Raw genomic sequence first — 24,929 nt, 5'->3', positions numbered from 1 at the left:
GAATATGACATTTTAAGAGTGTTAAACTGATAAGTGTTTAATTTTAAGGCTTTAATTTTCTAAAATTTTATTGATTTTTAAATTTAGAATTACTTTATTATACTATTAATTTGCTGTAGCTTTACACTGATTTTTAGTTAAAACATAACTTTTATATTATATGGGATCAACAAGAAAAGAACATGATTTTCTGGGAGAATTAGACATTCCCAATCATTTATATTATGGTATCCAAACTTTCAGGGCTGTAGAAAATTTTAACATTACAGGAATTCCAATTTCAAAGGAGCCTCTGTTTATCAAAGCATTAGGATATGTTAAGAAAGCAGCTGCTTTAGCGAATAAAGATTGTGGAGCTCTTGATCCTAAAATAGCCGAAGCAATATGTTACGGAAGCGATCAGGTTATTGCAGGTAAATTCGATCAGGAATTTGTAAGTGATTTAATTCAGGGAGGAGCCGGAACATCTGTAAATATGAATGCTAACGAAGTTATTGCCAATATTGGTCTTGAATATCTGGGGCATAAAAAAGGAGAATATAATTTTCTGCATCCTAACAATCATGTCAATTGTTCTCAATCTACAAATGATGCATATCCTTCAGCTTTTAGAATTGCACTTTACATGAAAATGGAAAGTTTTATTAAAACATTAGAAGGATTAGAAGTTGCTTTTGCTGCAAAAGGAGAAGAATTCAAAACTGTCCTGAAAATGGGAAGAACGCAATTGCAAGATGCCGTTCCTATGACTTTAGGACAGGAGTTTAAATCATATGCGACTACAATAGGTGAGGATGTTAAAAGATTAAAGGATGCTCAAAGTCTGGTTCTGGAAATCAATATGGGTGCAACCGCAATTGGTACAAGAGTAAATGCACCAGAAGGATATCCTGAGATTTGTGTAAATTATCTAGCCAAAGAAGTAGGAATACCGTTAACGCTTTCTCCGGATTTAATTGAAGCTACAGTTGATACCGGAGCTTACGTTCAGATTATGGGAACATTAAAAAGGACTGCAGTAAAAATTTCTAAAATCTGTAATGATTTAAGATTATTAAGCTCAGGTCCCAGAACAGGTCTTAACGAAATCAATTTACCAGCACGTCAGCCCGGATCATCAATAATGCCGGGAAAAGTAAATCCAGTAATTCCAGAAGTAGTGAATCAAACTTGCTTTTATGTTATTGGTCAGGATCTTACGGTTACTATGGCAGCTGAAGCAGGACAATTGCAATTGAATGTAATGGAGCCCGTAATTGCTTTTGCTATGTTTACATCATTAGATTACCTGTCGAACGCAATTCAAACCTTAATCGATAAATGTATTACAGGAATTACTGCAAATGCAGATCATTGTTACAATATGGTAATGAACAGTATTGGTATTGTTACTCAGCTTAATCCAATTTTAGGTTATGAAGTTAGCGCCAGTATTGCCGGTGAAGCTTTGCAAATGAATAAAAGTGTTCATGATATTGTAGTAGTCGAAAGAAAATTAATCACTCAGGAAAAATGGGATGAAATTTATTCTTTAGACAACTTAATCAATCCTAAGTTTATTACGAAATAAAATATTTACCTGATTGCAATTTAAAAGCCGTTAAATTTTTTGACGGCTTTTTTTGTGGCTTTAGTACTGATTTTAAAATAATTATGATGTAAAATATTGAAAATTAGGCATATATTTACATAAAGGTTGCGTGTTATTTAGAAAAATTAAAATTTTGAAATGATAAAGTTTTTAAAAAATAATTATTTTCATAATCAATATAAAATCTTAGGGTTACTCTTTTTTGTGACATTCAATTCTATTGCCCAGGAATCTGTTCATCCGGAAATATGTCCGCCCAGAACAATTTTAGAAATCTTTAAAAAAAAGGATTCTGCTTATGTTGTTAAACCCACAAAAAATAATTTTTTCCTAGTTATTCCGGCAATTGGTTCCCAACCTGCAACCGGATTTTTTTTTGGCGGAGTAGCACAATATACTTTCAAGGGGAAACAAGAATCGGATAAATATTCTATTGCCAATCTGGGAATTACTTATACCGCAAAGAAACAATGGCTCGTAAACGTCAAGAACAATATTCTGCTTAGAAACAACAGGATTTTTTTAAGTGGAGATTATCGATTGTATATATTTTCACAGCCTAATTACGGACTTGGAACCACTAATATACCACATCACAGTAAGCAGCATAATTTTAGTATTGATTCTATTGCCCAACCAATGGATTACGACTATTTTAAATTTCACCAGACGGTATCTTTTGAAGTTTATAATAATTTTTATATCGGCGGAGGAATAAATCTGGATTGGTATTCGAGTATAAAGGATAAAGATCTCGATATAAAAAACGGAAAATTTACCTACCATTATACCTATAGCCAAAAACACGGATTTAGTGATTTAGAATATTTTTTAAATGGGATAAGTCTCAACTTAGTGTATGATTCACGTGACAATCAGGTTAATTCAACTCACGGATGGTTTGCCAATATCAACTATCGTTTTAATCCGGTTTTGTTTAACAATCAGGATTATAGTAATGTTTTGTATGCAGAATATCGGCATTTTATACCACTTTCCAGTAAGAACAACGGCTATATTTTAGCATTCTGGACTTACGGTCAATTTGTAACCAGAGGAAAAGTTCCGTACTTAAACCTGCCTGCAATTGGCTGGGATCAGCGCAGCCGAAGCGGAGAAGGATATACGCAGGGATTGTTTAGAGGAAACGGTTTAATTTATCTTTCAACAGAATTCAGGTTCCCAATTACCTGTGACAAAATGTTTAGCGGTACTGTTTTTACCAATTTTGTAACTGCAAGTAACGACGATAGTAATACCTCTTTGTTTAAATCTGTTCAGCCTGCTGCAGGAATAGGTTTGCGTATTTTAATTGATAAAAAGACCCGGACAAACCTAATTGTTGATTATGCCTGGGGAAATAATTCGAAAGGATTCTATTTGAATGCAGGCGAGAGTTTTTGAATTTAATAAATTAATTATCAAATATTTATGTTTTTAAATGTGAGAATTTTATCATAATTAAATCATAATATTAGAAAGAAAAAACTTAAATTTGAGATTCAATTAACTTTCAAAAACAAACATTATGAAACAGTACAGTTTATTATTAGTTGTTTTCTTGTCGGCAATAGGGATGAACGCCCAGGATGCCAGATCTTTTTCTCTTAATTTGTATGGCAGTTACAATTTTTCAGACAAGATTGATTATGATGGTTATTCTGCAACTATTGAAGATGGTTTTCAATATGGAGCAGGTTTTGAATATTTTTTCTCTACAAACAATTCAGCTGAATTAAAATATCTAAGAGCAGATACTAAATTGCCTTTTTATGGTCCGGCAGGAAATCAATTGAATAGTGGAGACGATAAAGGAGCATTAAATTTTATACTTCTTGATGCTACACATTATTTCGATACAGGATCAAACTTATTGCCTTATTTAGGCGGAGGACTTGGAGTTGGGATTACTGAAACCCCACAAAGCGGCAGCGGAACTTATTTTGCCTGGAACATAAAAGGTGGGGTGAAAATTAAAACAGCTTCATCAGTTTCTGTAAATATCAATGCGTATCTTCAGTCAATGTCTGCTGCGGTTGGCAATAGTTATTACTGGACATATTACGGACCGGTTGGAGTAGAGGATTATGTAAGTACCTATCAATTTGGATTAGGTGCTGTATTAAGTTTTAACTTTAAAAATTAATATAAGATCCCCAACAAATCATATTTTAAAAGATAGAAAAGCATTCGTAACTCGTGGATGCTTTTTTTATTGTTACTAAAAGCTATTGTTCATAATTAAATCATAATTTATAACTATTGTGATTTATATTTTTAATGGCAATCCTTATTTTTGTTATTCATACATTTATCAAAATGAAATTACTTATAGTCGAAGACGAACCAAATCTTTTATCGATTTTACGCAAAGGATTTGCTGAAAACAACAACGAAGTTAGTGTCGCCATGGATGGTACAACAGCCCTGGAAATGCTTCACAACTATAATTTTGATGTTGTAATCTTAGACGTAATGCTGCCGGATATTAACGGAATCGAAATTTGCAGACGACTACGTGCCAGTAAGAATTTTGTTCCCGTTTTGCTTTTAACGGCTCTGGGAACTTCAGAGAATATTGTAACCGGACTTAATGCCGGCGCCGATGATTATCTGGTTAAACCCTTTAAATTTGGAGAACTTGATGCAAGGGTCAACGCTTTAAACCGAAGAGCACATCAGGAAACCGAAAGAATCGATAGCATAACAGTAGGCGATTTAGAAGTAAATGCACGGGCAAAAACGGTAAAAAGAAATGGCGAATCTATAATTTTAACAGCAAAGGAGTTTAAACTACTGTATTATTTAGCCAAAAATACTGGAAGAATTGTTTCGCGCGATCAGATTTTAGATAATGTATGGGATATTAATTTTGATATGAATACCAATGTGGTGGATGTTTACATCACCTATTTAAGAAAAAAAATAGATAAACCTTTTGCAACCAAACTGATTCATACCATGAAAGGTTTGGGTTATGTCATAAAGCCCTAAAATGGATATAAGAAAAAAAATCACTTTTACTTATGTAGCACTTTCTACGTTTAGTACCCTATTATTATGTGTTATCGTTTTTGTACTGTTTCGGGAAAATAACAGATATCACTTTTTAAAACGATTAGAAGACAGAGCTAAAATTGTGGCATCGATTCATTTTCAGAATGATCCTGAAAAAAGCAAATATTACAGTGAATTAAAAAAAAACGGACTTGAAGAACTTATTGAAGAGGAAGAGTTTGTTCTTAAAATAAACAGCGCCAACAGTTTTGATTATAATACGAATCTAAATTTACCAAACGAGTTTTATACGAATGTTTTAAGAACCGGAGAAGATTATTTTGAAGTAAACAGTAAGTATTATTTAGGTCAGGTTTTTAAGGAAAGCAATCAAAGGTATATTGTAATAGTTGGTGCAAGAGACCGCAGAGGAAAAACGACGACTATTTTTATTGCCAAAATATTAATTTTTGGAGGTATTGCATTTATCCTTTTAGCTTTCTTTTTAGGAAGATTTTTGGCAAAAAGGGTCATTAATCCCGTAGCAAGAATTACCAGGGAAGTAAATAGAATCAGTGCATCTAATTTGCATAACAGATTACCTGAAGTAAAAAATTCAGATGAAATTTCAGATCTTACCGAGACATTTAATGATATGCTGGATCGTCTGGAAACCTCTTTTGAAATTCAGGCTAACTTTATAAACAATGCCTCACACGAATTAAAAACACCAATAACAACTATTATAGCTGAATCTGAAATTATGCTTTTGAAAGAAAGAGATGTTTCAGAATATATTCAGTCTTTAGAAAATATATACAATCAGGCTTCAAAATTAGGAAACCTGACAGAGAGCTTATTAAAACTCACACAAACAGGCTACGATGGTAAAAAACAAGTATTGGATATTGCCAGAATAGATGAGTTGTTGATGGATGTAAAATCTGATCTGGATAAAATTTATCCTGATAATCGCGTGAGTATGAAATTTAATTTTGCTCCAAAAGATTCTAATCTCCTATTAATACCGTGTAATAAACCTCTTTTAGAATTGGCGATTAATAATATTATTACAAATGGTGTAAAATATTCTGATAATAACGAAGTGTTTGTGACGCTTTCTGCAAATCAGGAAATGATTAAGATTGCGATTAATGATATTGGTATTGGTATTCCGCCAGAAGATATTCCGCATTTGTATGAACCTTTCTTTAGAGGAAAAATAGCAACAAAATATATAGGATATGGTTTAGGACTTCCTTTGGCTTCAAAAATTATACGAATGCACGATGGAGAAATACAAGTTCAGTCAGAGCAAAATAAAGGAACTATTGTAACGATTGTTTTTAATAAATCAAAAATAAAGAAAATCAACATTAAAACTTCTAATGTTGAATCTTAGAAACTTCTAATTTTATATTAAGGCTCTTCTAATATTGGTGGAGTTATTTTGTATGTATAAACTAAACGATTATACATATGAAAAATTTCCTAATACCTACCACTTTAAAAGATGATACTATTTGCGCTGTAAAATCAGCAATTAGTCAGGCAAAATCATCAGGTTGTGAAATCATTTTAATGATGGTTTCGGATGCTCCAGATACTTTTTCATCGTCAGGTTATTTACGCGAAATGCGTACCGGACTTACTGCAAGTCAGGAAATTGTACTCGATACTTGTCGCTATATAATAGATCATGCACCAAACTGCAAAATAAAAGTACACAATCAATACGGACTTTCATCTCCAATTTTTAAACGTATTATCGATGTTTTCTCTGTAAAATTAATGATTCTTACACATTCATATAAACAGGAAACAAAAAGAATCCATCAATATGTAGTACAATTAGCCGGAAACCAAAAATGTCCAATATTACATTTAAGTTTAGAACAATATAAAGACGATTTTAATAAAGCACTTTATATAGAAAATGCCAGCGGTAATATGCATGTCAAAGATGTGCAGCAATTTTTAAGTGCCAATTTTTCATTCGAAATTGTAAGTCAGACAGCTAGTTTTGAAGATAACTACGAAAATTTTGAACCACAGTTATCAGAAGCTATTTCAAAATACGATATCGATTTGTTAGTTGAAACCCGCAAAGGCGAAAAAATCAAATTCAAGAAAAAGAAAACAGAAAATCTAAACGACAAATTAGGACTTCCGGTTTTGTCACTTTACGAAGAAATGGCATAAGATCAAATCGCTGCTAACACAAACACAAGTTTAATTTTAAACCGAAAGATATGTTATTAAAGAAAAGAATACCAATGAAGTACGTTCTCGGGAAAATTAAAGTCGAAATTACTTTAGTATTGGCGTATACCATACTATTTGAAGTTTTTCACAATTATTTCATCAATCTTCCTGTAGATATTCCAATTGCAATACCAACAATGATTGGAACCATTATATCCTTATTATTAGCTTTTAAGTCGAATCAGGCTTATGACAGATGGTGGGAAGCACGAATTGTCTGGGGCGCTATTGTAAATGATTCCAGAACACTAATCAGGCAAGTGCTTACATTTTATAAAGATCCTCATTTTTCTGTAGAAGCAAACGAATTCAAGGAAAATTTTGCAAAAAGACAAATTGCATGGTGCTACAGTTTAGGACAATCCCTGCGAAATAAAGATGCCCTAAAACCACTTGAAGGCTTGATTAGCGAAGAAGAAATGCGTTTTGTAAAAAATCATCAAAACATACCTAATGCGATTTTATTACTACATGCAAGAGATCTGCGAAATGCTAAAAATGACAAACGTATTAATATGTACCAGCAAGTAGAAATTGATAATACATTATCGAGATTGTGTGATGAAATGGGTAAATGTGAGCGTATTAAAAACACAATTTTCCCAACGACTTACAGTATGTACATCAGATTAACATTGTGTTTGTTTATTTTGTTATTGCCTTTTGGATTAATTAGTGTGCTTAGCTGGTTTGCAATTCCATTAATTACGGCTATTGCTGCAGCTTTCTTCCTGATCGAAAGAATGGCAATTCATTTGCAGGATCCATTCGAAAACAGAGCTACAGATACACCAGTAACGGCTATTGCCAATACAATCGAAAAGAATATCATGCAAATGCTGAACGAATACCAAAGCGAATTTGATATCATCAATGAGTTTCATCTTCAGCCTGAGCCTAAAAAAGCGGAAAACAACGCTTACTTTGTTTTATAATTTAATTAAATTGATTTTGGTTTCTCAATTTGTTAGCTGGACAACGCTTTTCATGCCGTTGTCCGGCTTTTTTTATGGATAGATATACTGATAAAGAATAGCATTTATATAGTTTGTCCGGTAAATAAAAAACTATCGATGAAGCAATCTTCCTAATATTTGTATCGAATTTCTCAACTCATTTGTCCATGGTAAACCAAAGCTCAATCGCATACAATTCGAGAACTGATCCTGAAAAGAGAAAATTCTTCCCGGCGCAATACTAATATTATGCTGCATGGCCAAATGATAAAAAGCTGCAGTATCAACACTTTTATCAAGCTCTATCCACAGAAAAAATCCACCTTGAGGCTGACTCACTTTCGTACCTTTTGGAAAAGATTCCAGAACGGTATTAATATAATTATTACAGTTATGAATCAAAATCTGACGTATTTTTCTAAGATGATTCTCATATCGTCCGTTTTTTAGAAAATCACCCACAACTTCATGTGTTATAGTAGGAGAGGAGAGCGAATGATAAATTTTATTTCGTAGAATTTGTTTTTTGAATTTCCCAGGAGAAACCCAGCCTACACGATAACCAGGCGCTAATGTTTTTGATACAGAGCTGCAACAAAGAACAATGCCGCTTTCGTCATAAGTTTTACAATTTGTTGGTCGGCTTGAGCCAAAATACAAATCCCCGTGAATATCATCTTCAATTAGCGGAATATTGTAAAACTCCATCAGCTTAACCACTTCTATTTTATGTTCTGCCGGCATCATACTTCCTGACGGATTACTAAAATTACTCATCAGCAGGCAAAGTTTTACTTTTTTAGACGAAAGTGCCTTTTTCAGTGCATCCAGTTCTATTCCGGTTGTCATATTAGTAGGCAATTCCATGATGTACAATCCCAATGATTTGGCAAGTTGTAAAATCCCGAAATAAGCGGGACTTTCGGTTATAATCGTATCACCGGGTTGCGTAAGCGTCATCAAACAATGCGATATGGCACTTGTACATCCCGGCATCGTAATAATATCTTCTTCAGTCAGTGATCCGCCCCAGGTAAACGACCATCTGGCAATTTCCCTTCTTAGATTCGGATTTCCTTTTACCTGCTCATAACTGGTGCCACTATTAGGAAGTTGACGCATTGCCTGAACCATTCCCTTATTTAATTTTGCAATAGGAAGAAGCTCATTTGAAGGAAATCCCAACGAAAGCATCGTAATATTAGGATCTGTCATATTACCATAAACCTGATCGATTAAATCCTCCCGATCAATATTGGCACATTTTAAAATTGGACTGCTTGGTGAAGGCTCAGGAATTGTTCTGGCCGAAATATTACTCACATAATAACCGGATTGAGGCCTGGATTCGATTAGTGATCTGCTTTCTATTTCATAATAGGCTTTACTTACCGTGCTCATGCTGTAACCTGTTTCAGCACAGACTTCACGTATAGATGGTAACTTGTCGCCCACGCTTAAAACACCGGATTTTATTTGCTTTTCGATCCTGTCAGCAAACTGCAGATATAAGTAATTTGGATTTTTCATAAAAAAAACTGTTATGGTGCAATTTACAAAAACTGTATCTGTATTGCTGTTTTATTTTTTAGAAATTTGCTTTAATAAGAAAACTAAACAAAACCACATTTCGTGAAAACAACAAAATACTACTTCGCTGCCATTACTTGTTTTGTAATATGGGGATTTTTCAGTTTGGTTTTAAGACCAATACACGATTATCCTTCCTTGGATATTTTATTTTACCGCGTTTTTAGCTGTAGTATTTTAATGTTGCTTATTTCTTTTACTTTCAAAAGAAAAAGAATGAAAGAAGCCATAGAAACCTTTAAGTCAATGTCGGCTTTTGAAAAACGCAAAACAGTTTTATTAAACATTGGCGGAAGCGTTTTTCTTATGGCAAACTGGTTTACATTTATTTATGTAATGAACCATGTAAGCGTAAAAGCGACTTCACTGGCGTATTTGGTCTGTCCTATTTTAACCACCTTACTGGCTTATTTTATTTTACATGAAAAACTGAGCAAAACACAATGGATGGCAGTTGGATTGAGCATTTCAGGCTGTTTGCTTTTATCCTATGCGAACATTATGGATATGTTTTTTAGCATCATTATAGGTTTTACATACGCCTCTTATTTAGTAAGTCAGCGTGTTAATAAAGGATTTGATAAATTTATAATTCTAACATTTCATATCTCGTTAGCAGCTTTGTTTTTACTACCGTTTTATCCGGCTTACAGCGGTACGATTCCAACAGAATTTAAGTTTTATTTCTGTATCGAAACAATAGCGATATTATTTACCATTTTCCCATTGTTTCTTAATTTATATGCCCTCTCCGGAATTAATTCATCAACAGTAGGAATGCTTTTAAATATTAACCCAATGATTGCTTTTCTTCTGGCAATGTTTCTGTATAAGGAACAATTTGGACTCATACAAATCATTGCATACGGAATTGTTTTTCTGGCAGTAATTGTTTTTAATTCACATCATATTTTTGCTATGAAGCAAAAGTTTACCACAATATCCAAAGATTCTAAAATAACGTGAGGTTTTTATTTTTTTATTGGTTTGAAATATTAATTACCCGAATCTTACCAGGATATTTAGAACAGGAATGAAAATACTCATTCCTGTTTTTTTTATAATATAGTTAAAGTTTTTTTGCCACGAATTACACGAATTTTTACGAATTATTTTTTTCTTCAAATCAGTTATCGCTTCAGCAAAAAATTTAATTGGTGATAATTCGTGGCAACCCTTTTTTCAATTTCCCCATAATTTTAATTAAATTATCACAATCTTAACAGCGTATTAGAATAGGAATGATTATTTTCATTCTTGCTTTTTTTATACAACAAAATTTAAAAAAAGTTGTCCCATCCAGTAATTAAAAATCATTTTAATTGGTGTAATCTGTGGCAAAAATTACAAACCGAACAACTATTTTATATGAAAAATACCAAACTTCAAGCCTTTATTCCGTTATTTTATTTAGTGTGGTCTGATGATTTGCTGACTCAGAAAGAGTTTACAACCATCCGGAAATTTATTAATGATCTGACTTGGCTTTCGCCCGAAGAAAAACTACAATTGGTTTCAAGATTAGATATTTCAAATCCGCCTTCGCGAAATGAACTTAAGCAATGGAAACTGGATATTGAAAAAAGCATTCAGAATAAAACAGATATAAAATCGATTTTTGATATTGCAGTGGCACTTTCTGAAAAAGATGTGGATATTTCGACATTACAATCCAGTTTTATAAAATTAGAAAATGATCTTGGTATTTTAGGAGAAGAAGCACTTCAGAATTTTAAAACAAAAGCCAGTTCTTTTACCGCAAATTCACAAACCAATGCTGATTTCGATATTCAAAAAATAACCGCTATTTTAAATGGTAAAGAAACAGCTATAATTAATAAGGTAAAATCAGTTATTTCGAGACCTGAATTTGCTTACGAAACTTCTACGGATATCAATGTTTATCGTCAAACCGTTTATAATTGGTGTAAAATCCTGGCCGAAGAAAACCTGGGAAACATGGCGTATCCCAAACAATATGGAGGAGGAGAAAACATAGCCGATTATTTTGCGATTATGGAAACCCTAAGTTATCACGATTTGAGTCTGGTAATAAAATTTGGTGTTCAGTTTGGACTTTGGGGAATGAGCGTTCAGTCATTAGGAACTGAGAAACATTATGCCAAATACCTAAGAGATATTGGAACATTAAAAATCCCCGGTTGTTTTGCCATGACAGAAACTCATCACGGCTCAAACGTAAAAGGGTTAGAAACTACAGCAACGTATAATCATAATGATCAAACATTTACGATTCACACACCTAATAAGAATGCTCAAAAAGAATACATTGGTAATGCAGCAGTTCATGGACAAATGGCAACTGTTTTCGCAAAACTGGTTATAGAAGATCATGATTATGGTGTAAATGCCTTTGTTGTTCCGTTAAGAGATACAAACGGAAATACGCTAAACGGAATCACGATTGGCGATTGCGGACATAAAATGGGCTTAAACGGAGTCGATAACGGAACTATTAGTTTTGATAATGTAGTGATTCCAAAAGAAAACATGTTGGATCGTTTTGCTTCTGTAAATGACAAAGGCGAATTCGAAAGTCCGATCCCAAGCGATAACAGACGATTTTTTACTATGTTGGGAACTTTGGTAGGAGGACGAATCGGGATTCCGCGTTCAGCATTGGCTGCAGCCAAATCCGGATTAACAATCGCCATTCGATATAGCGATCAACGCAGACAATTTGGTCCCGAAGGAGGTTCTGAGGTTCCAATTTTGAATTATAGAATGCACCAACGCAGATTGATTCCGCCTTTGGCCAAAACATATGCCGTGCACTTTGCCTTGCAATACTTAACAAATCGTTTCCTGAATAAAACCGAAGCAGAAATGCAGGAAATTGAAGCTCTTGCAGCAGGAATGAAATCGTATTCGACCTGGAGTACCAGAGATATTCTGCAGGAATGCCGCGAAGCTTGTGGCGGAAAAGGATATTTATCTGAAAACCGAATCGATGCTTTAAAAAATGATACCGAAATATATACCACTTTTGAAGGTGATAATACTGTTTTGATGCAATTGGTAGCTAAAAACCGTTTGGCGGAATTCAGAAAAACGTTTGGTGAAATGGGATCTCTCGGAATCATTAATTATGTATACGAAAATGCAAAAACAGCAATTACAGAAAAAAATCCAATAGCAACACGCAAAACTGATGATGAACATTTGTTAGATCAGGAGTTTCATTTGCAGGCTTTTATTCATAGAGAAAAAACAATTCTGGCTTCAGCTGCGCGACGTATTAAAAAACTCGTTGATGGCGGTTTAGAGCCATACGATGCCTTTAATGTTGTACAGCACCAAATGATCGATGTCGCTCAGGCTTATTTAGAAAGAGTGGTTCTGGAACAATTTCAATTAGCAATAAAAGAAGTTGAAGATGTTCAGTCAAAAGAAATACTGACAAGACTAAATCATTTATATGCGCTTTCGCAAATCGAGAAAAATAAAGCCTGGTATCTTGAAGATGGCTATATGGAAGCCGTAAAAACCAAAGCAATCCGTAAAATGGTCAATCAGCTTTGTTGGGATATTCGACCAGACGCGGTTTCTTTAGTAAATGCTTTTGATATTCCGGAAAGTTGTCTGGCGGCGCCAATTGCGGTTAGATAAAGGTTTAGCCTTATGCTTTTTAGCCACGAATTCACGAATTTTTTCTTGATCTATTGTTGAGAATCATTCGTGAATTCGTGGCTATTTTTTTAGGAGCTAATCCCGCTCCCGAAGCCTCGGGACGTTCCAATCTTTTGTGGCTCCCGATCGGGATCGCCACAAAAGGATTTCCACTTCTATCGGGGCTAGGGCAATCATTTTCATAACAGTATTTTCGTATAGATTGTCGTCTCTGGAGATGACATTTATGAAAATATTTTCAAAAAAAATCTTTTTTAATCCTCTTAATCTGTGGCAAAAAAAATAACCTTTTGTAATAACAAAGAAGCTTTTGTTATTATTTATTTTATATCATAAAGTGTTTTAAATCATTGTTTTATTAAAATAACTTGCCTTTTCAAAATCTTTTATATTAATAGAAATTACAAAAACTTCCGGAAGAATTTCGTTTAACTTCGTTACAATTGCTTTCGATAAATTGGCTTTTTGATCTGTATTTCGACCTTCCATAATGTATCCGAAAACGTGAATAAAATCATCTAATGAATTTCCGTTATTATAGTAGGTAAACGGATTAATACGAATCTTAATTTCAGATTCAGTAAAAAGAGCTGTTGATAATGCTGCATTAAAAACTTCCTGCATTATATCATCAGCAGATTTTAATCGAATTACATTTTCGGAACAATCAATAATAAAGTGAGGCATTTTGTAAATAGTTGAGATAATAAATGAATTACAATCAAATTTACAAAAATCAAATGGGTATAAATAGGCCTAAAACACAGAAACATAGATTTATTTTTTATCTGAAATAATACAGTAACTTTTATTCGTTTTCTGTTACAAAATTCAAAATTTGAGACTTATTAAATAATTCATTTTTCTATTTACACTTTCTTATATTTGTAAGTCTCATTATATTTTAATTGGTTTGAAAAATTATCTGTTGTTTTTGGTTTTCGTTCTTTTAAGTATTCCTGTTTATTCGTCAGACAGTACAGATACTATTTTGGCAAAATTAAATGACGCTCTTAAAAACAAAGGGCATTATGTTCGTTTAAAAGAAGAACGTATTCTGAATTTCAAAAAAATAAAATCAGACGATCTGACAAAAGAACAAGAATACAATTACAACAAGACATTATATACAGAATACCAAAAATTCAATTCAGATTCGGCTATATTTTATGTAAAAAAGAACCTGAAAATTGCTGATGAACTTCAGAATAAGGAATTGCTGAACTTAGCAAATCTGCAATTGGTGACCCTTTATTCTTCTTCAGGGAAATACCGTGAATCTGAAGCACTTTTAAAAAGTATTGATAAAAAAAGCCTTTCAAAATCATTGCTTCAAAATTATTATGTAGCATACAGGGAGTTTTTCGAACATTATGCCGCGAATAGTTATGATATAAAATATCTGCAGCAAATACGCAGCTATCGTGATTCTTTGCTCACTGTTTTAGATCCTAATACATTAAATTACCAGATTACTAAGATTCAGCAAGTCATGTCTCAAAAAAAGCTAAAACTTGCAGAGAAACAGTTGTTGCAATTATTTGGCAGTATTAAAGAAGATAATCCGCAATATGCGATGATTACCTATCTTTTAGGAAGTATCTATGAGGCAAACCATCAATTAGAATCAAGAAAAAAATACTATGCACTTTCTGCTACTTCAGATATAAAAAATGCGAATAAAGACAATGCTTCGCTTCAGGAACTGGCATTGGTTTTTTATCAGGTTGGCGATGTCGATATGGCATATAAGCTAACGCAATCAGCAATTGAAGATGCACTTTATTGCAACGTTCAGTTTCGTACTTTATTAATGTCAGAGGTTTATTCGATCATCAATACCGTTTATCTGGAGAGAGAAGCACAACGTAAAACCGAATTGCAGCTTTATCTTTTGTGCATTAGTTTGCTTTCGGCATTTTTGATAGTAGCCATTATTTATGTATACAAGCAAATGAAAAAAGTATCCAGAATACGTGGAGAACTTTATGAAACCAGTCAAAAATTAGCCAGCTTAAACAAAGACATCACAGAAACTAATAATCAATTGCAGGAACGTAATGCACAATTATCAGAATCGAACCATATTAAGGAAGAATATATTGCTCATTTTTTCAGTCTTTGCTCGACATATATCAATAAATTAGAAAATTATCGCATTATTTTAAATAAAAAAGCAACGGCAAAGCAATTTGATGAGATTTACAAAATGCTAAAATCAACTACTCTGGTTGATAATGAACTCGAAGAATTATATAAGAATTTCGATATCATCTTTCTGAATTTATATCCCACTTTCGTCAAAGATTTCAATGCACTTTTAATCAAGGAAGAACAAATCGTTCTAAAGCAGGGAGAATTACTCAATACTGAATTGCGAATTTTTGCTTTGATTCGTTTGGGAATTACTGACAGTGTAAAAATTGCAGCGTTCCTTCGTTACTCTTTAAGTACGATTTATAATTACAGAACCAGGGCTCGAAATAAAGCTGCAGTTTCGCGAAATGATTTTGAAGAAATGGTCATGAAAATAGGTTTAATTTCTTTAAAAGTCTAAATAGTTATTTTAAAATCACTACTTTTTTTGATCTTTATTTTTTATTAAGTAATTGATAATTAATAAATTGATTTTTTATTTCACTACTTTTTTTCGTTTAAAAATTCAACACGAACTATAACGTTTTAGCTTTACAATATTATTAAAAGGTATTTATGACTTTATACTGCCTTTTAGATTTTAAATTAAATGCTTTAATAAATTAATAGTTATGTTTAAAAACGTTAAAACAATTCTTGTTTTACTTTTGTTGAGCTCGATTGGCGTAAATGCACAGAGCAAAGTTCCGGTTTATCTGGACGATAAAAAAACAATGGATGAGCGTGTCGAAGATGCGCTTAAAAGAATGACAACAGAAGAAAAAATTGCGATAATCCATGCGCAATCTAAATTTAGTTCTCCGGGTGTAAAACGTCTTGGAATTCCGGAAAACTGGATGACTGACGGACCACACGGAATTCGTACTGAAGTTAAATGGGATGAATGGGATCAGGCAGGCTGGACAAACGATTCTTGTATCGCATTTCCAGCTCTTACAGCACTTTCTGCAACCTGGAACAAAGAATTATCTTCTTTATATGGTAAATCAATTGGAGAAGAAGCACGTTACCGTAACAAAAATGTATTATTAGGACCAGGGGTTAACATCTACAGAAGCCCATTAAATGGTCGTAATTTCGAATATATGGGCGAAGATCCTTTCTTAGCCGCAAAAATGGTTGTTCCTTATATTAAAGGAGTTCAGTCGAATGGAGTTGCTGCCTGTGTTAAACACTTTGCTTTAAATAATCAGGAAACAAACCGTAATTCAGTAAACGTAATTGTTGATGATCGTGCTTTATACGAAATTTATCTTCCAGCTTTTAAAGCAGCTGTTCAGGAAGGTGAAGTATGGTCAATTATGGGATCTTATAATAAATATAAAGGTCAGCAATGTTGTCATAACGAATTTTTACTTAATGATATTCTTCGCGGAGAATGGGGTTTCAAAGGTGTTGTAGTTTCAGATTGGGGTGGAGTTAATGATACCAAACAAGCCATTCATAATGGTCTTGATATGGAATTTGGTTCCTGGACAAACGGACTTTCATGGGGAACAAGTAATGCTTATGATAATTATTTCTTAGCAAAACCTTATTCTGAAATGATCAGAAAAGGAGAAGTTGGAACAAAAGAGTTAGACGAAAAAGTACGTCGTGTTTTACGTTTGGCATTTTTGACTACAATGGACAGAAATAGGCCTTTTGGATCTTTTGGTACAGAAGAACACGCTAAAGCAGGTTTGAAAATTGCCGAAGAAGGAATTGTATTGCTTCAAAACAATAATAACATTTTGCCAATTAACCTTTCTAAAACAAAGAAAATTGCTGTTATTGGAGAAAATGCCATCAAAATGATGACTGTAGGCGGAGGAAGTTCTTCGCTTAAAGCCAGATATGAAATTACACCTCTTGAAGGATTAAAGAAAAGAATTGGTAATCAGGCTGAAATTGTTTATGCTCGTGGTTATGTTGGAGATCCAACAAGTAATTATAACGGAGTTATAGCAAAAGTAAGTTTAGAAGAAAAACGTTCTCCTGCTGAATTGACTGCAGAAGCCTTGAAAGTTGCGAAAGATGCTGATATTGTTATTTTTATTGGAGGTTTGAATAAAAGCGAAAATCAGGATGACGAAGGACATGATCGTAAACAATTAGGACTTCCATACGGTCAGGATAAATTAATCACAGATTTAGTTAAGGTAAATAAAAATGTAGTTTTTGTAAATATTTCAGGAAATGCTGTGGCAATGCCGTGGGTAAAAGAAGTTCCGGGAATCTTACAAGGTTGGTTTTTAGGTACAGAAGCAGGAAATGCTTTAGCTAATGTTTTAGTTGGAGATGTAAACCCTTCAGGAAAATTAACCTTTACTTTCCCGGTAAAATTAGAAGATAACGGTGCACATGCTTTAGGAGAATTTCCTGGTGGAGATGAGGTAAAATACAACGAAGGTATTTTTGTAGGATACCGTTGGGCTGACAAACAAAAAGTAAAACCATTGTTTTCTTTCGGTCACGGATTAAGCTACACAACTTTTGAGTACGGAAAAGTAACCGCTGATAAAAAACAAATAGCAGCCGGAGATCAAATTACATTCTCTGTTAAAGTAAAAAATACAGGATCAAGAGAAGGTTCTGAGGTAGTGCAGCTTTATATCAGTGATTTAAAATCTTCATTGCCACGTCCAATAAAAGAATTAAAAGGATTTGAGAAAGTTTCGCTTAAAGCGGGAGAAGAAAAAACTGTAACTTTTACGGTAGATAAAACAGCTTTAAGCTTTTTTGATGATAAAAAACACGACTGGGTTGCTGAACCGGGTGCTTTTGAAGCAATCGTTGGAGCATCTTCTACAGATATAAAATCTAAAGTGAGTTTCTCACTTCAATAGTTTCATTATTTCTAAATTGGTTGGTTGTAAAGCTGCAATTGTAAAAAGTTGCAGCTTTGCTTTTTTAAGACCTCTTAAATTATACGATTCTGAAAACTATGCTGTTGCACGTTAGAAAATAAATTCAATACATTTACATTAAACCAAAAAAATAGAATAAAACTAACCTTTAACCACCAAAAAATATTTTTATGAGCTCAACTTCTATTGATATTAAACCAAAAAAACATTATGAAATTCTGGACGGCTTAAGAGGAGTAGCCGCAATTTTAGTAGTTATTTTTCACATATTCGAAGCCCATAACGGCGGAAGCCGATTTGCACAGATTATCAATCACGGTTATCTCGCCGTAGATTTCTTTTTTCTTCTATCAGGATTTGTGGTAGCTTATGCTTACGATGATCGCTGGGGAAAAATGTCGCAATGGGAGTTTTACAAACGACGCTTAATTCGCTTGCAGCCCATGGTTGTTATGGGAATGATTGTTGGTGCTATTTTTTACTATTTTCAGGCTTCGGGTATCTTTCCGCAAATTGCAGGAATGGAAGTTTGGAAAGTGATTTTAACAATGGTTGTTGGTTTTACATTACTTCCAATTCCGCCATCGTTAGAAATTAGAGGCTGGGGCGAAATGCATCCTCTTAACGGACCTGCATGGTCATTGTTTTTTGAATATATTGCCAACATCTTATACGCTTTATTCTTCCGTAAATTTTCGAACAAGGTTCTTGCAATCTTTGTTTTTATTTTTGCGGCAATGCTCATTAATTATACCGTTTATGGACCAAAAGGAGATGTTATAGGCGGCTGGTCTTTAAATCTTGAACAACTCAATGTTGGTTTTACACGTTTGTTATATCCGTTTTTTGCTGGAGTTTTACTTTCCAGATTAGGAAAATTAATTCATATAAAAGGTGCTTTTTGGGTTTGCAGCATTTTGATCATTGTTATTTTTTCTATACCTAGAATTGGCGGTGAAAGCAGTCTCTGGATGAACGGTTTGTATGAATCTTTTAGTATCATTATTTTGTTTCCAATAATTGTTGCCATTGGTGCAGGAGGAGAGATAAAAAATGCACTTTCTGTTAAGATCTGCAAAGTTTTGGGAGATATTTCATATCCCATTTATATTACACATTATCCATTAATTTATTGGTATACAGCTTGGGTTATCGATAATAAAGTATCCCTGAAAGATGGGTATGTTACCGGAATAGGAGTTTTGATTGCCAGTATTACAATTGCTTTTTTATGCTTGAAATTCTACGATGAACCTGTACGCAATTGGCTTCAGAATAGATTTCAAAAAAGAAAATCGGTTACAATAGAATAATGAAATTGAATTTCTAATTTTTGTTAGTTATTAGCTATTCAAAAAAAGGGATGAAACTTTTAAAGTTTCATCCCTTTTATATTTAGTTCAAATTAAGGAAACCTTTTTACTTTGAGCCTTTATAAGCGAAGACGCACTGCTGTGCGTCTCTACACATATAGATTACGTAAAAAATATAAAATTTAAACATACATGAAACAAAAAAAGGATGAAACATTATTTGTTTCATCCTTTTTATATTTAGTTCAATTAAAGAAACCTTTGTTCCTCTGTCCCGAAGCTTCGGGATTACATCTTTGTACCTTTTTTTATTCTAAAACCAATGCTCCCAAAGCTTCTTTACTAAAACCTTTTAACTCATCAGTTTTACCGGCTTTAATTTTTGAAACCCAATTAGGATCTGATAAAAGAGGTCTTCCTACAGCAACCAAATCAAAATCGCCTCTGTCGAAACGTCTGTTTAATTCCTCTAAAGAAGTAGGTTGAGAACTTTCTCCTGCAAATGCACCAAAGAAATCACCAGAAAGTCCAACAGAACCTACTGTAATAGTTGGTGCTCCTGTAACTTTTTTAGCCCATCCGGCAAAATTCAAATCAGATTCTTCGAATTCAGGTTCCCAGAACCTGCGTTGAGAACAATGTAAAATATCTACTCCTGCATCAACAAGAGGCGTAAGCCATGCTTCTAATTCCTGTGGATTTTTTGCCAGTTTATAATTGTAATCAGAAGGTTTAAATTGAGAAAAACGCATGATTACAGCGAAATCATTACCAACTTGTTTTCTAATTTCTTTTACAACTTCAATAGCAAAACGATTACGTTCCGGTAACGTTTTTCCGCCATAAATATCTTCACGTAAATTTGTTTCGGCTCTAAAGAACTGATCGATTAAATAACCGTGCGCTCCGTGAATTTCGATCGTATCAAAACCTAATTTTTTAGCATCAGCAGCAGCTTTACCAAAAGCAAGAATTGTGTCTTCAATATCTTTTTCGGTCATTGAAACTCCGTTTCTAAAATCCGGACGGTTTAATCCTGATGGTCCTTCAAAAGGAACTGGCGGTACCCATCCTGAATGGTGATTATCCATAATACCCATATGCCAGATTTGTGGTCCCATTGAACCTCCGGCAGCGTGAACTTCATCAATCACTTTTTTCCATCCGTTTAATGCTGTTTCGCCATAAAAATGCGGCACATTAGCATCGTTAGATGATGAAGCCCTGTCGATTACAGTTCCTTCAGATAATATTAATCCAACTTCGCCTTCAGCTCTTTTTTCATAGTAAGAAGCTACTTCATCAGTTGGGACTCCGTTTGGAGAAAATGAACGCGTCATTGGCGCCATTACGATTCGGTTTTTAAGATTTAACGTTTTTAAGTTAAATGGCGAAAACAGGTTGTTTGTACTCATAGTAATTTACAAATTAGATTGAATTAAGTTACTGAGTGCTTCAAAGGCACCTTCGTTGCGTTTATAGTAAGTCCATTGTCCTACACGTTTAGATTCTATAAAACCCGCACGTTGTAAAATAGACAAGTATTCAGAAACAGTCGATTGCGTTAAGCCGGCTTTGGCTTGAATTTGTCCAACGCAAACCCCGTGTTCAAATCCTGCATGCTGGAGTTGATCCGGAAAATTGATTTCAGGTTCCTTTAGCCATTCCAGCATTTGCAATCTGGATTTGTTAGAGAGTGCCTTAAAGATTTCTATTGGTTCCATGACGCAAATATATCGACTTTTCCCGATATACCAATCTAGAGGAAAATATTTAGCAAAAAATTAAGATAGAGGAGATATATTTATTTGAGAAGTATATATATTTGTTTGCTACTAATTCCGCAAGTTCGGACACAATATTGTCATTTCGACGAAGGAGAAATCTTCGTAAGAAACTCCGTAAGAAAAGTCAAAATTTGTGGGTTTCGAGGGAATTTAATCTGATTTTGAAAATAAAATTTAAACTGGATAGCCTCAATTTTATCTAAATAAACGTAATCAAACTATGAAAAAAACTTTACTTATTTTAGGATTCTTATGTTGTGTAATAACAAATACAAAAGCTCAGGTTGTAGGAACTGATGTTGGCGATATTGCGCCTGAAATTGATCTTCCGGATCCAAAAGGAAATAACGTTGTATTATCATCTTTAAGGGGAGAAATAGTTTTGGTTGATTTTTGGGCCTCGTGGTGCGGACCTTGTACTAAAGAACATCCGGAATTAATAAAATTATACAATACCTACGCTGGTAAATTTTCTATCTATAGCGTTTCTATGGATACTAAAAAACCACTTTGGTTAGCAGCAATAGCAAAACAAAAGTTACCTTGGACACAAGTGAGCGATTTAAAATACTGGCAATCTCCGGTTATTGGCGATTATATGCTTCAATCTGTTCCATTGAATTTTTTGATAGACAAAAACGGAATTATTCTGGCGAAAAATATTCACGGAAATGCATTGAATGAAATGCTGAAAAGTTTGTTGCCGGCGCAGTAAAATTTGTAACTTATAAAAGTTTGATTATATTGCTATTGTGAAATTAAGCCGTCAATAACAAAAAATCAAATTAATTATGATACAAAAATCGATACTATTATTTGTTCTTGTGTTTTCATTCAATTGTAATGCACAGACTATAGAAACAATTAATAAATTAAAAAACACTTATCATCGTTGCTTAGACGGTGGAAGTGGTATGAAAGATTGTTCGATTGAGTATTACAATCAATCTGATAGTTTATTGAATGTATCATACAAGAATTTAAAATTAAAATTGAGTTCTAAAGAGCAATCCAAACTAAAAAAAGAACAACTGGACTGGCTAAAAAAACGTGATGCCTATTTTGAAAAAGTATATTCAGACACTAAAAAAGAAGGTCATTTTATAGAAGGAAGCAGCGATTTTGATATGGTAGTTTTTGATGAAAAAGCAAATTATGTTTTTGCGAGAGTCAAAGAACTTATTAAAAGAATATAGTTTGCCCGAAATAATTACTTAAATGGAATCAAAACTCAGTTTATCTGAATTTCGCAGAAGATTAGAAAACAACACAGAAATTGGTTCTCTAAAAGTAAACTTAAGTCTTTTTAGAATATTTCCTCTTTTTGGAGGAACAAAGCCTTTTTATGGACTTTTTGATGAGAAAAGTTTCCGATTAACTATAAACTCAAGAACATCGCCAACTTATTTTATTATAAGAGGAAACTACAAGAATGTCAATAATATAGTTAAAGTAAGTTACATCGTTGAACCCAACAGTAAATTTCAGTTACTCTGGACACGATTTTCTCCCGTAGTATTTTTGATTGTAATTAATGTATTCTTTCTTTTTTTTGGAAGAGGACTTAGAAGAGCCACAACAATTGTTAGTTTGTTTCTGCTTATTATCATTTTCTATTCCAGATGGAAAGAAGAGCGAAAGAGAAAAACATTAGAGCGAAAGTTTGTCCGTATTTTCGAAATTTTAAAATAAATGATTCATTGTTTCTTAAAGTAATTTAAGGTTCTTTGTGAGGTAATATATTGAAATAATATTTTCTAGAAAGCAATTCCAAATTGAAAACCTACGGTAAAAGTGGCAGGGTGATCATTTCCAAATCTCACAGGAAGCGGAATCGCAGCAAAATAGCTGCAATTTTCATTTTTTAGAATCGTTTTATTAATAACAGGAGTTATGCCGTATCTTCCGCTGCTTTCAAACGCTGCTCTTCCGGCAAAAGTATAACCGTTTCCTAAAGCGACCAAAATACCCGGATGAAATAATATATTGGTTACTTTATCGTGTCCGTCTTCTGCTTTGATATTTGGAACAATTTCAAAAGAAAAACCTATTTTGGAGCTTTTCCAGATGTTGATTCCGGTTGGGAAACCAACGGCATAATAATCTCTGAAATTTAAGTTTGTCTGTTCATTACTAACAGTCACAATTGGATGCAGAATACCAAAATACCCCGTAATTTTAGGATAAGCAGTTTGCGCAAATGCAGTTGAAATTAATAAAAATAAAACAATAGAAAAAAAGTGTTTCAAGGAAGTCATGATAGTTTGTTTTAGAAAAGACAAAACTATTCTCCCGTTATCATTAGTAATAGAATCCTATTTACCTTTTGTATCTAAGTTACTTTTTAAAGCATTTTTTCTATATGAAGAAGGATTTTTTCCTGTATGTAATTTGAAGATTCTCGTAAAGTGACTTTGATCTGAAAATCCCGTCATATAGGCAATTTCGGTAAGAGTATAATTGGAATTCTGAATAAGGTTTATGGCTTTTTCAATACGTAGTTTACGAACATATTCACCAAAGTTTAAATCTTCAAAATATTTAGAAAATTCACGCGATAAATAGGACGGATTAAGTTCTAAGTTGCTGGATATTTTTTTCAGGTCAAAACTAAATTGAGCATCTATTTGATCCTGAATGATCTCTTTTAAGTCCTGAACCCATGAAGGTGTTTTTTTATTTGATTTTTTTTTTTTAGAAATTTATTATAAACCTCATGAAGCAAATTTTCAAAGGGACTATTTTGTAAATGTTTTTGCTTGTAAAGGTGTGTAGCCCAGCTATAAAGCGCTTCATAGATAAGCATTCCTTTTTTTAGTAACTCAGTATCATCTGTGATATTATGAGAAAGTCCCGCTGAAATTGCCCAAAGTCCGGCTGCTTCTTTTGCAAGATCGTGCCTGTCTGTATCAGCGCCTCGAACAATTTTGGAAATTATTAAAACCGCAGGATCAGTAATTTGATATTTCTTTATAATGTAGTCAAAAGTACATTCGTCATTATAATGTGTAAATTCAACATCTGGAATATCAAAAGGAATCGCGCCTAATTCCTGCGCTTTATCTAAGACTTCATCAAAAGGAACATATATGAATTCAGCTTCAGAGTCAACAAATTTCTTAATTAGCCAAGGACTTGCAATCCGGTCAATTTTAGGTCTTTCTCTGGTAATCCATTTCATGTAAGTTTATTTAAGTCTGTTATAGTATAAAAACTTAATTTAATCTTTCTTCATGATTTCTCACACCTCCAAAATTATTCTTTAGCAATTCTCTAACCTGAAATTGTGTTTTATTTCGAGTGATATTATTCCATTCCTTAAAATCAAAAATATGTATTTCTTTTGCATTCGGATTTGTAACAAACGAAAGCCGTGCAATCGAATACTTATAATATTTTAATTCATGCGATATATGTCTGTTGGGCACGACAACAAGTATGGTTTCCCATTTTAAGAAATCTGCTGCCGGTGGGATGTCTTCTCTTTCTGTTAAGCCAAGTGATTCAAAAAAAGCAATTATTTTTTGATCATTTAGTTTGTCAATTTTTTGATCAATGCGCTTAATAGTGTTAAGAAGTGTGTTTTCGTCTTTAATAACACTCATGATTGTACTTTTTAGTTGAATTAAAGATAAAATTACATTAAAAGAGAATAATTTAACACAGTAAAGCCCGTAGAATGATTCTAAATTTTTTATCCATCAATTTTTAATGATTGTTATGAAAGTATAAACGATCATAATTTGATAAAATACTATTATTTTAACCCGGAT

Annotated in this window: 23 protein-coding genes; 15 read left to right on the top strand and 8 right to left on the bottom strand. The window is 33.3% G+C overall.

Going from position 1 to position 24,929, the window contains the following annotated elements; all coding sequences use genetic code 11:
* Window positions 1-160: 160 nt before the first annotated feature.
* The 7 genes from aspA (at window position 161) to BXU01_RS01650 (ending at window position 7,788) form a co-directional block, all read left to right on the top strand.
* Window positions 161-1,570, top strand: a complete 1,410-nt coding sequence (gene aspA / locus BXU01_RS01680; RefSeq protein WP_083691416.1) for an aspartate ammonia-lyase — start codon at window positions 161-163, stop codon at window positions 1,568-1,570.
* A gap of 159 nt (window positions 1,571-1,729) precedes the next feature.
* The gene (locus BXU01_RS01675; RefSeq protein ID WP_083691415.1) at window positions 1,730-2,995 is read left to right on the top strand and encodes a BamA/TamA family outer membrane protein; all 1,266 of its coding nucleotides are present in this window, start codon (window positions 1,730-1,732) and stop codon (window positions 2,993-2,995) included.
* A gap of 124 nt (window positions 2,996-3,119) precedes the next feature.
* On the top strand, window positions 3,120-3,737 hold the full coding sequence (locus BXU01_RS01670) for an outer membrane beta-barrel protein (protein WP_083691414.1): 618 nt from the start codon (window positions 3,120-3,122) through the stop codon (window positions 3,735-3,737).
* Between the two features lie 173 nt (window positions 3,738-3,910).
* Window positions 3,911-4,585, top strand: coding sequence for a response regulator transcription factor (locus BXU01_RS01665; RefSeq protein WP_083691859.1), 675 nt, complete (start codon window positions 3,911-3,913; stop codon window positions 4,583-4,585).
* A gap of 1 nt (window position 4,586) precedes the next feature.
* On the top strand, window positions 4,587-5,990 hold the full coding sequence (locus BXU01_RS01660) for a HAMP domain-containing sensor histidine kinase (RefSeq protein ID WP_083691413.1): 1,404 nt from the start codon (window positions 4,587-4,589) through the stop codon (window positions 5,988-5,990).
* 77 nt (window positions 5,991-6,067) lie between these two features.
* Window positions 6,068-6,790, top strand: coding sequence for a hypothetical protein (locus BXU01_RS01655; protein WP_083691412.1), 723 nt, complete (start codon window positions 6,068-6,070; stop codon window positions 6,788-6,790).
* A gap of 50 nt (window positions 6,791-6,840) precedes the next feature.
* Entirely contained in the window at window positions 6,841-7,788 is a 948-nt protein-coding gene (locus tag BXU01_RS01650) for a bestrophin family protein (RefSeq protein ID WP_083691411.1), read from the top strand.
* Window positions 7,789-7,920: 132 nt separating this feature from the next.
* Here the strand turns inward: BXU01_RS01650 and BXU01_RS01645 are convergent, their stop codons facing one another.
* Window positions 7,921-9,339: a PLP-dependent aminotransferase family protein gene (locus BXU01_RS01645; protein ID WP_083691410.1), complete on the bottom strand. Its 1,419-nt coding sequence runs from the start codon at window positions 9,337-9,339 to the stop codon at window positions 7,921-7,923.
* 102 nt (window positions 9,340-9,441) lie between these two features.
* Here BXU01_RS01645 and BXU01_RS01640 point away from each other — a divergent pair, with 102 nt between their 5' ends.
* The gene (locus tag BXU01_RS01640; RefSeq protein ID WP_083691409.1) at window positions 9,442-10,365 is read left to right on the top strand and encodes an EamA family transporter; all 924 of its coding nucleotides are present in this window, start codon (window positions 9,442-9,444) and stop codon (window positions 10,363-10,365) included.
* Window positions 10,366-10,767: 402 nt separating this feature from the next.
* Window positions 10,768-13,029 (top strand): acyl-CoA dehydrogenase, encoded by a 2,262-nt coding sequence (locus BXU01_RS01635; RefSeq protein WP_083691408.1) that lies wholly within the window; start codon window positions 10,768-10,770, stop codon window positions 13,027-13,029.
* Between the two features lie 363 nt (window positions 13,030-13,392).
* Here BXU01_RS01635 and BXU01_RS01630 read toward each other — a convergent pair whose 3' ends face one another.
* A complete protein-coding gene (locus tag BXU01_RS01630; RefSeq protein WP_083691407.1) occupies window positions 13,393-13,737 on the bottom strand; it encodes a 5-carboxymethyl-2-hydroxymuconate Delta-isomerase in 345 nt (114 codons plus the stop codon).
* Between the two features lie 226 nt (window positions 13,738-13,963).
* On the opposite strand from BXU01_RS01630, the gene BXU01_RS01625 reads away from it, so the two are divergent.
* From BXU01_RS01625 to BXU01_RS01615, 3 genes are all read left to right on the top strand, one after another.
* Window positions 13,964-15,607: a DUF6377 domain-containing protein gene (locus tag BXU01_RS01625; protein WP_083691406.1), complete on the top strand. Its 1,644-nt coding sequence runs from the start codon at window positions 13,964-13,966 to the stop codon at window positions 15,605-15,607.
* A gap of 211 nt (window positions 15,608-15,818) precedes the next feature.
* Window positions 15,819-18,035 carry a glycoside hydrolase family 3 C-terminal domain-containing protein gene (locus BXU01_RS01620; RefSeq protein WP_083691405.1) on the top strand — a complete coding sequence of 739 codons (2,217 nt, stop codon included), beginning with the start codon at window positions 15,819-15,821 and terminating at the stop codon, window positions 18,033-18,035.
* Window positions 18,036-18,226: 191 nt separating this feature from the next.
* Window positions 18,227-19,369: an acyltransferase gene (locus BXU01_RS01615; protein WP_083691404.1), complete on the top strand. Its 1,143-nt coding sequence runs from the start codon at window positions 18,227-18,229 to the stop codon at window positions 19,367-19,369.
* A gap of 308 nt (window positions 19,370-19,677) precedes the next feature.
* On the opposite strand, the gene BXU01_RS01610 is transcribed toward BXU01_RS01615, so the two are convergent.
* Entirely contained in the window at window positions 19,678-20,784 is a 1,107-nt protein-coding gene (locus BXU01_RS01610) for an NADH:flavin oxidoreductase (RefSeq protein ID WP_083691403.1), read from the bottom strand.
* Between the two features lie 6 nt (window positions 20,785-20,790).
* Window positions 20,791-21,093: a helix-turn-helix transcriptional regulator gene (locus tag BXU01_RS01605; RefSeq protein WP_055097872.1), complete on the bottom strand. Its 303-nt coding sequence runs from the start codon at window positions 21,091-21,093 to the stop codon at window positions 20,791-20,793.
* 283 nt (window positions 21,094-21,376) lie between these two features.
* Here BXU01_RS01605 and BXU01_RS01600 point away from each other — a divergent pair, with 283 nt between their 5' ends.
* The 3 genes from BXU01_RS01600 (at window position 21,377) to BXU01_RS01590 (ending at window position 22,848) form a co-directional block, all read left to right on the top strand.
* Window positions 21,377-21,871: a TlpA disulfide reductase family protein gene (locus tag BXU01_RS01600; protein WP_083691402.1), complete on the top strand. Its 495-nt coding sequence runs from the start codon at window positions 21,377-21,379 to the stop codon at window positions 21,869-21,871.
* A 76-nt stretch (window positions 21,872-21,947) separates the two neighbouring features.
* A complete protein-coding gene (locus tag BXU01_RS01595) occupies window positions 21,948-22,352 on the top strand; it encodes a lysozyme inhibitor LprI family protein (protein ID WP_083691401.1) in 405 nt (134 codons plus the stop codon).
* Between the two features lie 22 nt (window positions 22,353-22,374).
* On the top strand, window positions 22,375-22,848 hold the full coding sequence (locus tag BXU01_RS01590) for a hypothetical protein (RefSeq protein ID WP_083691400.1): 474 nt from the start codon (window positions 22,375-22,377) through the stop codon (window positions 22,846-22,848).
* Window positions 22,849-22,913: 65 nt separating this feature from the next.
* On the opposite strand, the gene BXU01_RS01585 is transcribed toward BXU01_RS01590, so the two are convergent.
* From BXU01_RS01585 to BXU01_RS01575, 4 genes are read right to left on the bottom strand one after another with little or no spacing between them, the layout of a single operon-like run.
* Window positions 22,914-23,414, bottom strand: a complete 501-nt coding sequence (locus BXU01_RS01585; RefSeq protein WP_083691399.1) for a hypothetical protein — start codon at window positions 23,412-23,414, stop codon at window positions 22,914-22,916.
* A 57-nt stretch (window positions 23,415-23,471) separates the two neighbouring features.
* Window positions 23,472-23,750, bottom strand: a complete 279-nt coding sequence (locus BXU01_RS23815; protein ID WP_255373701.1) for an AraC family transcriptional regulator — start codon at window positions 23,748-23,750, stop codon at window positions 23,472-23,474.
* A 53-nt stretch (window positions 23,751-23,803) separates the two neighbouring features.
* A complete protein-coding gene (locus BXU01_RS23810; protein ID WP_255373687.1) occupies window positions 23,804-24,337 on the bottom strand; it encodes a chromate resistance protein ChrB domain-containing protein in 534 nt (177 codons plus the stop codon).
* 34 nt (window positions 24,338-24,371) lie between these two features.
* The gene (locus BXU01_RS01575) at window positions 24,372-24,761 is read right to left on the bottom strand and encodes a hypothetical protein (RefSeq protein ID WP_083691398.1); all 390 of its coding nucleotides are present in this window, start codon (window positions 24,759-24,761) and stop codon (window positions 24,372-24,374) included.
* Between the last annotated feature and the right edge of the window lie 168 nt (window positions 24,762-24,929).

This window comes from [Flexibacter] sp. ATCC 35103 (genome assembly GCF_001975985.1).
Classification (GTDB): domain Bacteria; phylum Bacteroidota; class Bacteroidia; order Flavobacteriales; family Flavobacteriaceae; genus Flavobacterium.
The sequence above is the reverse complement of the archived record's forward strand: the minus strand, read 5'-3'. Positions and strand labels throughout refer to the sequence as shown.

Coding starts and splice junctions, on each gene's coding strand:
- BXU01_RS23810 (WP_255373687.1), bottom strand. CDS start 24,337: ATGAAATGGATTACCAGAGAAAGACCTAAAATTGACCGGATTGCAAGT.
- BXU01_RS01615 (WP_083691404.1), top strand. CDS start 18,227: ATGAGCTCAACTTCTATTGATATTAAACCAAAAAAACATTATGAAATT.
- BXU01_RS01650 (WP_083691411.1), top strand. CDS start 6,841: ATGTTATTAAAGAAAAGAATACCAATGAAGTACGTTCTCGGGAAAATT.
- BXU01_RS01610 (WP_083691403.1), bottom strand. CDS start 20,784: ATGAGTACAAACAACCTGTTTTCGCCATTTAACTTAAAAACGTTAAAT.
- BXU01_RS01645 (WP_083691410.1), bottom strand. CDS start 9,339: ATGAAAAATCCAAATTACTTATATCTGCAGTTTGCTGACAGGATCGAA.
- BXU01_RS01675 (WP_083691415.1), top strand. CDS start 1,730: ATGATAAAGTTTTTAAAAAATAATTATTTTCATAATCAATATAAAATC.
- BXU01_RS01635 (WP_083691408.1), top strand. CDS start 10,768: ATGAAAAATACCAAACTTCAAGCCTTTATTCCGTTATTTTATTTAGTG.
- BXU01_RS01605 (WP_055097872.1), bottom strand. CDS start 21,093: ATGGAACCAATAGAAATCTTTAAGGCACTCTCTAACAAATCCAGATTG.
- BXU01_RS01585 (WP_083691399.1), bottom strand. CDS start 23,414: ATGACTTCCTTGAAACACTTTTTTTCTATTGTTTTATTTTTATTAATT.
- BXU01_RS01670 (WP_083691414.1), top strand. CDS start 3,120: ATGAAACAGTACAGTTTATTATTAGTTGTTTTCTTGTCGGCAATAGGG.
- BXU01_RS01620 (WP_083691405.1), top strand. CDS start 15,819: ATGTTTAAAAACGTTAAAACAATTCTTGTTTTACTTTTGTTGAGCTCG.
- BXU01_RS01590 (WP_083691400.1), top strand. CDS start 22,375: ATGGAATCAAAACTCAGTTTATCTGAATTTCGCAGAAGATTAGAAAAC.
- BXU01_RS01660 (WP_083691413.1), top strand. CDS start 4,587: ATGGATATAAGAAAAAAAATCACTTTTACTTATGTAGCACTTTCTACG.
- BXU01_RS01595 (WP_083691401.1), top strand. CDS start 21,948: ATGATACAAAAATCGATACTATTATTTGTTCTTGTGTTTTCATTCAAT.
- BXU01_RS01665 (WP_083691859.1), top strand. CDS start 3,911: ATGAAATTACTTATAGTCGAAGACGAACCAAATCTTTTATCGATTTTA.
- BXU01_RS01655 (WP_083691412.1), top strand. CDS start 6,068: ATGAAAAATTTCCTAATACCTACCACTTTAAAAGATGATACTATTTGC.
- BXU01_RS01600 (WP_083691402.1), top strand. CDS start 21,377: ATGAAAAAAACTTTACTTATTTTAGGATTCTTATGTTGTGTAATAACA.
- BXU01_RS01575 (WP_083691398.1), bottom strand. CDS start 24,761: ATGAGTGTTATTAAAGACGAAAACACACTTCTTAACACTATTAAGCGC.
- BXU01_RS01630 (WP_083691407.1), bottom strand. CDS start 13,737: ATGCCTCACTTTATTATTGATTGTTCCGAAAATGTAATTCGATTAAAA.
- aspA (WP_083691416.1), top strand. CDS start 161: ATGGGATCAACAAGAAAAGAACATGATTTTCTGGGAGAATTAGACATT.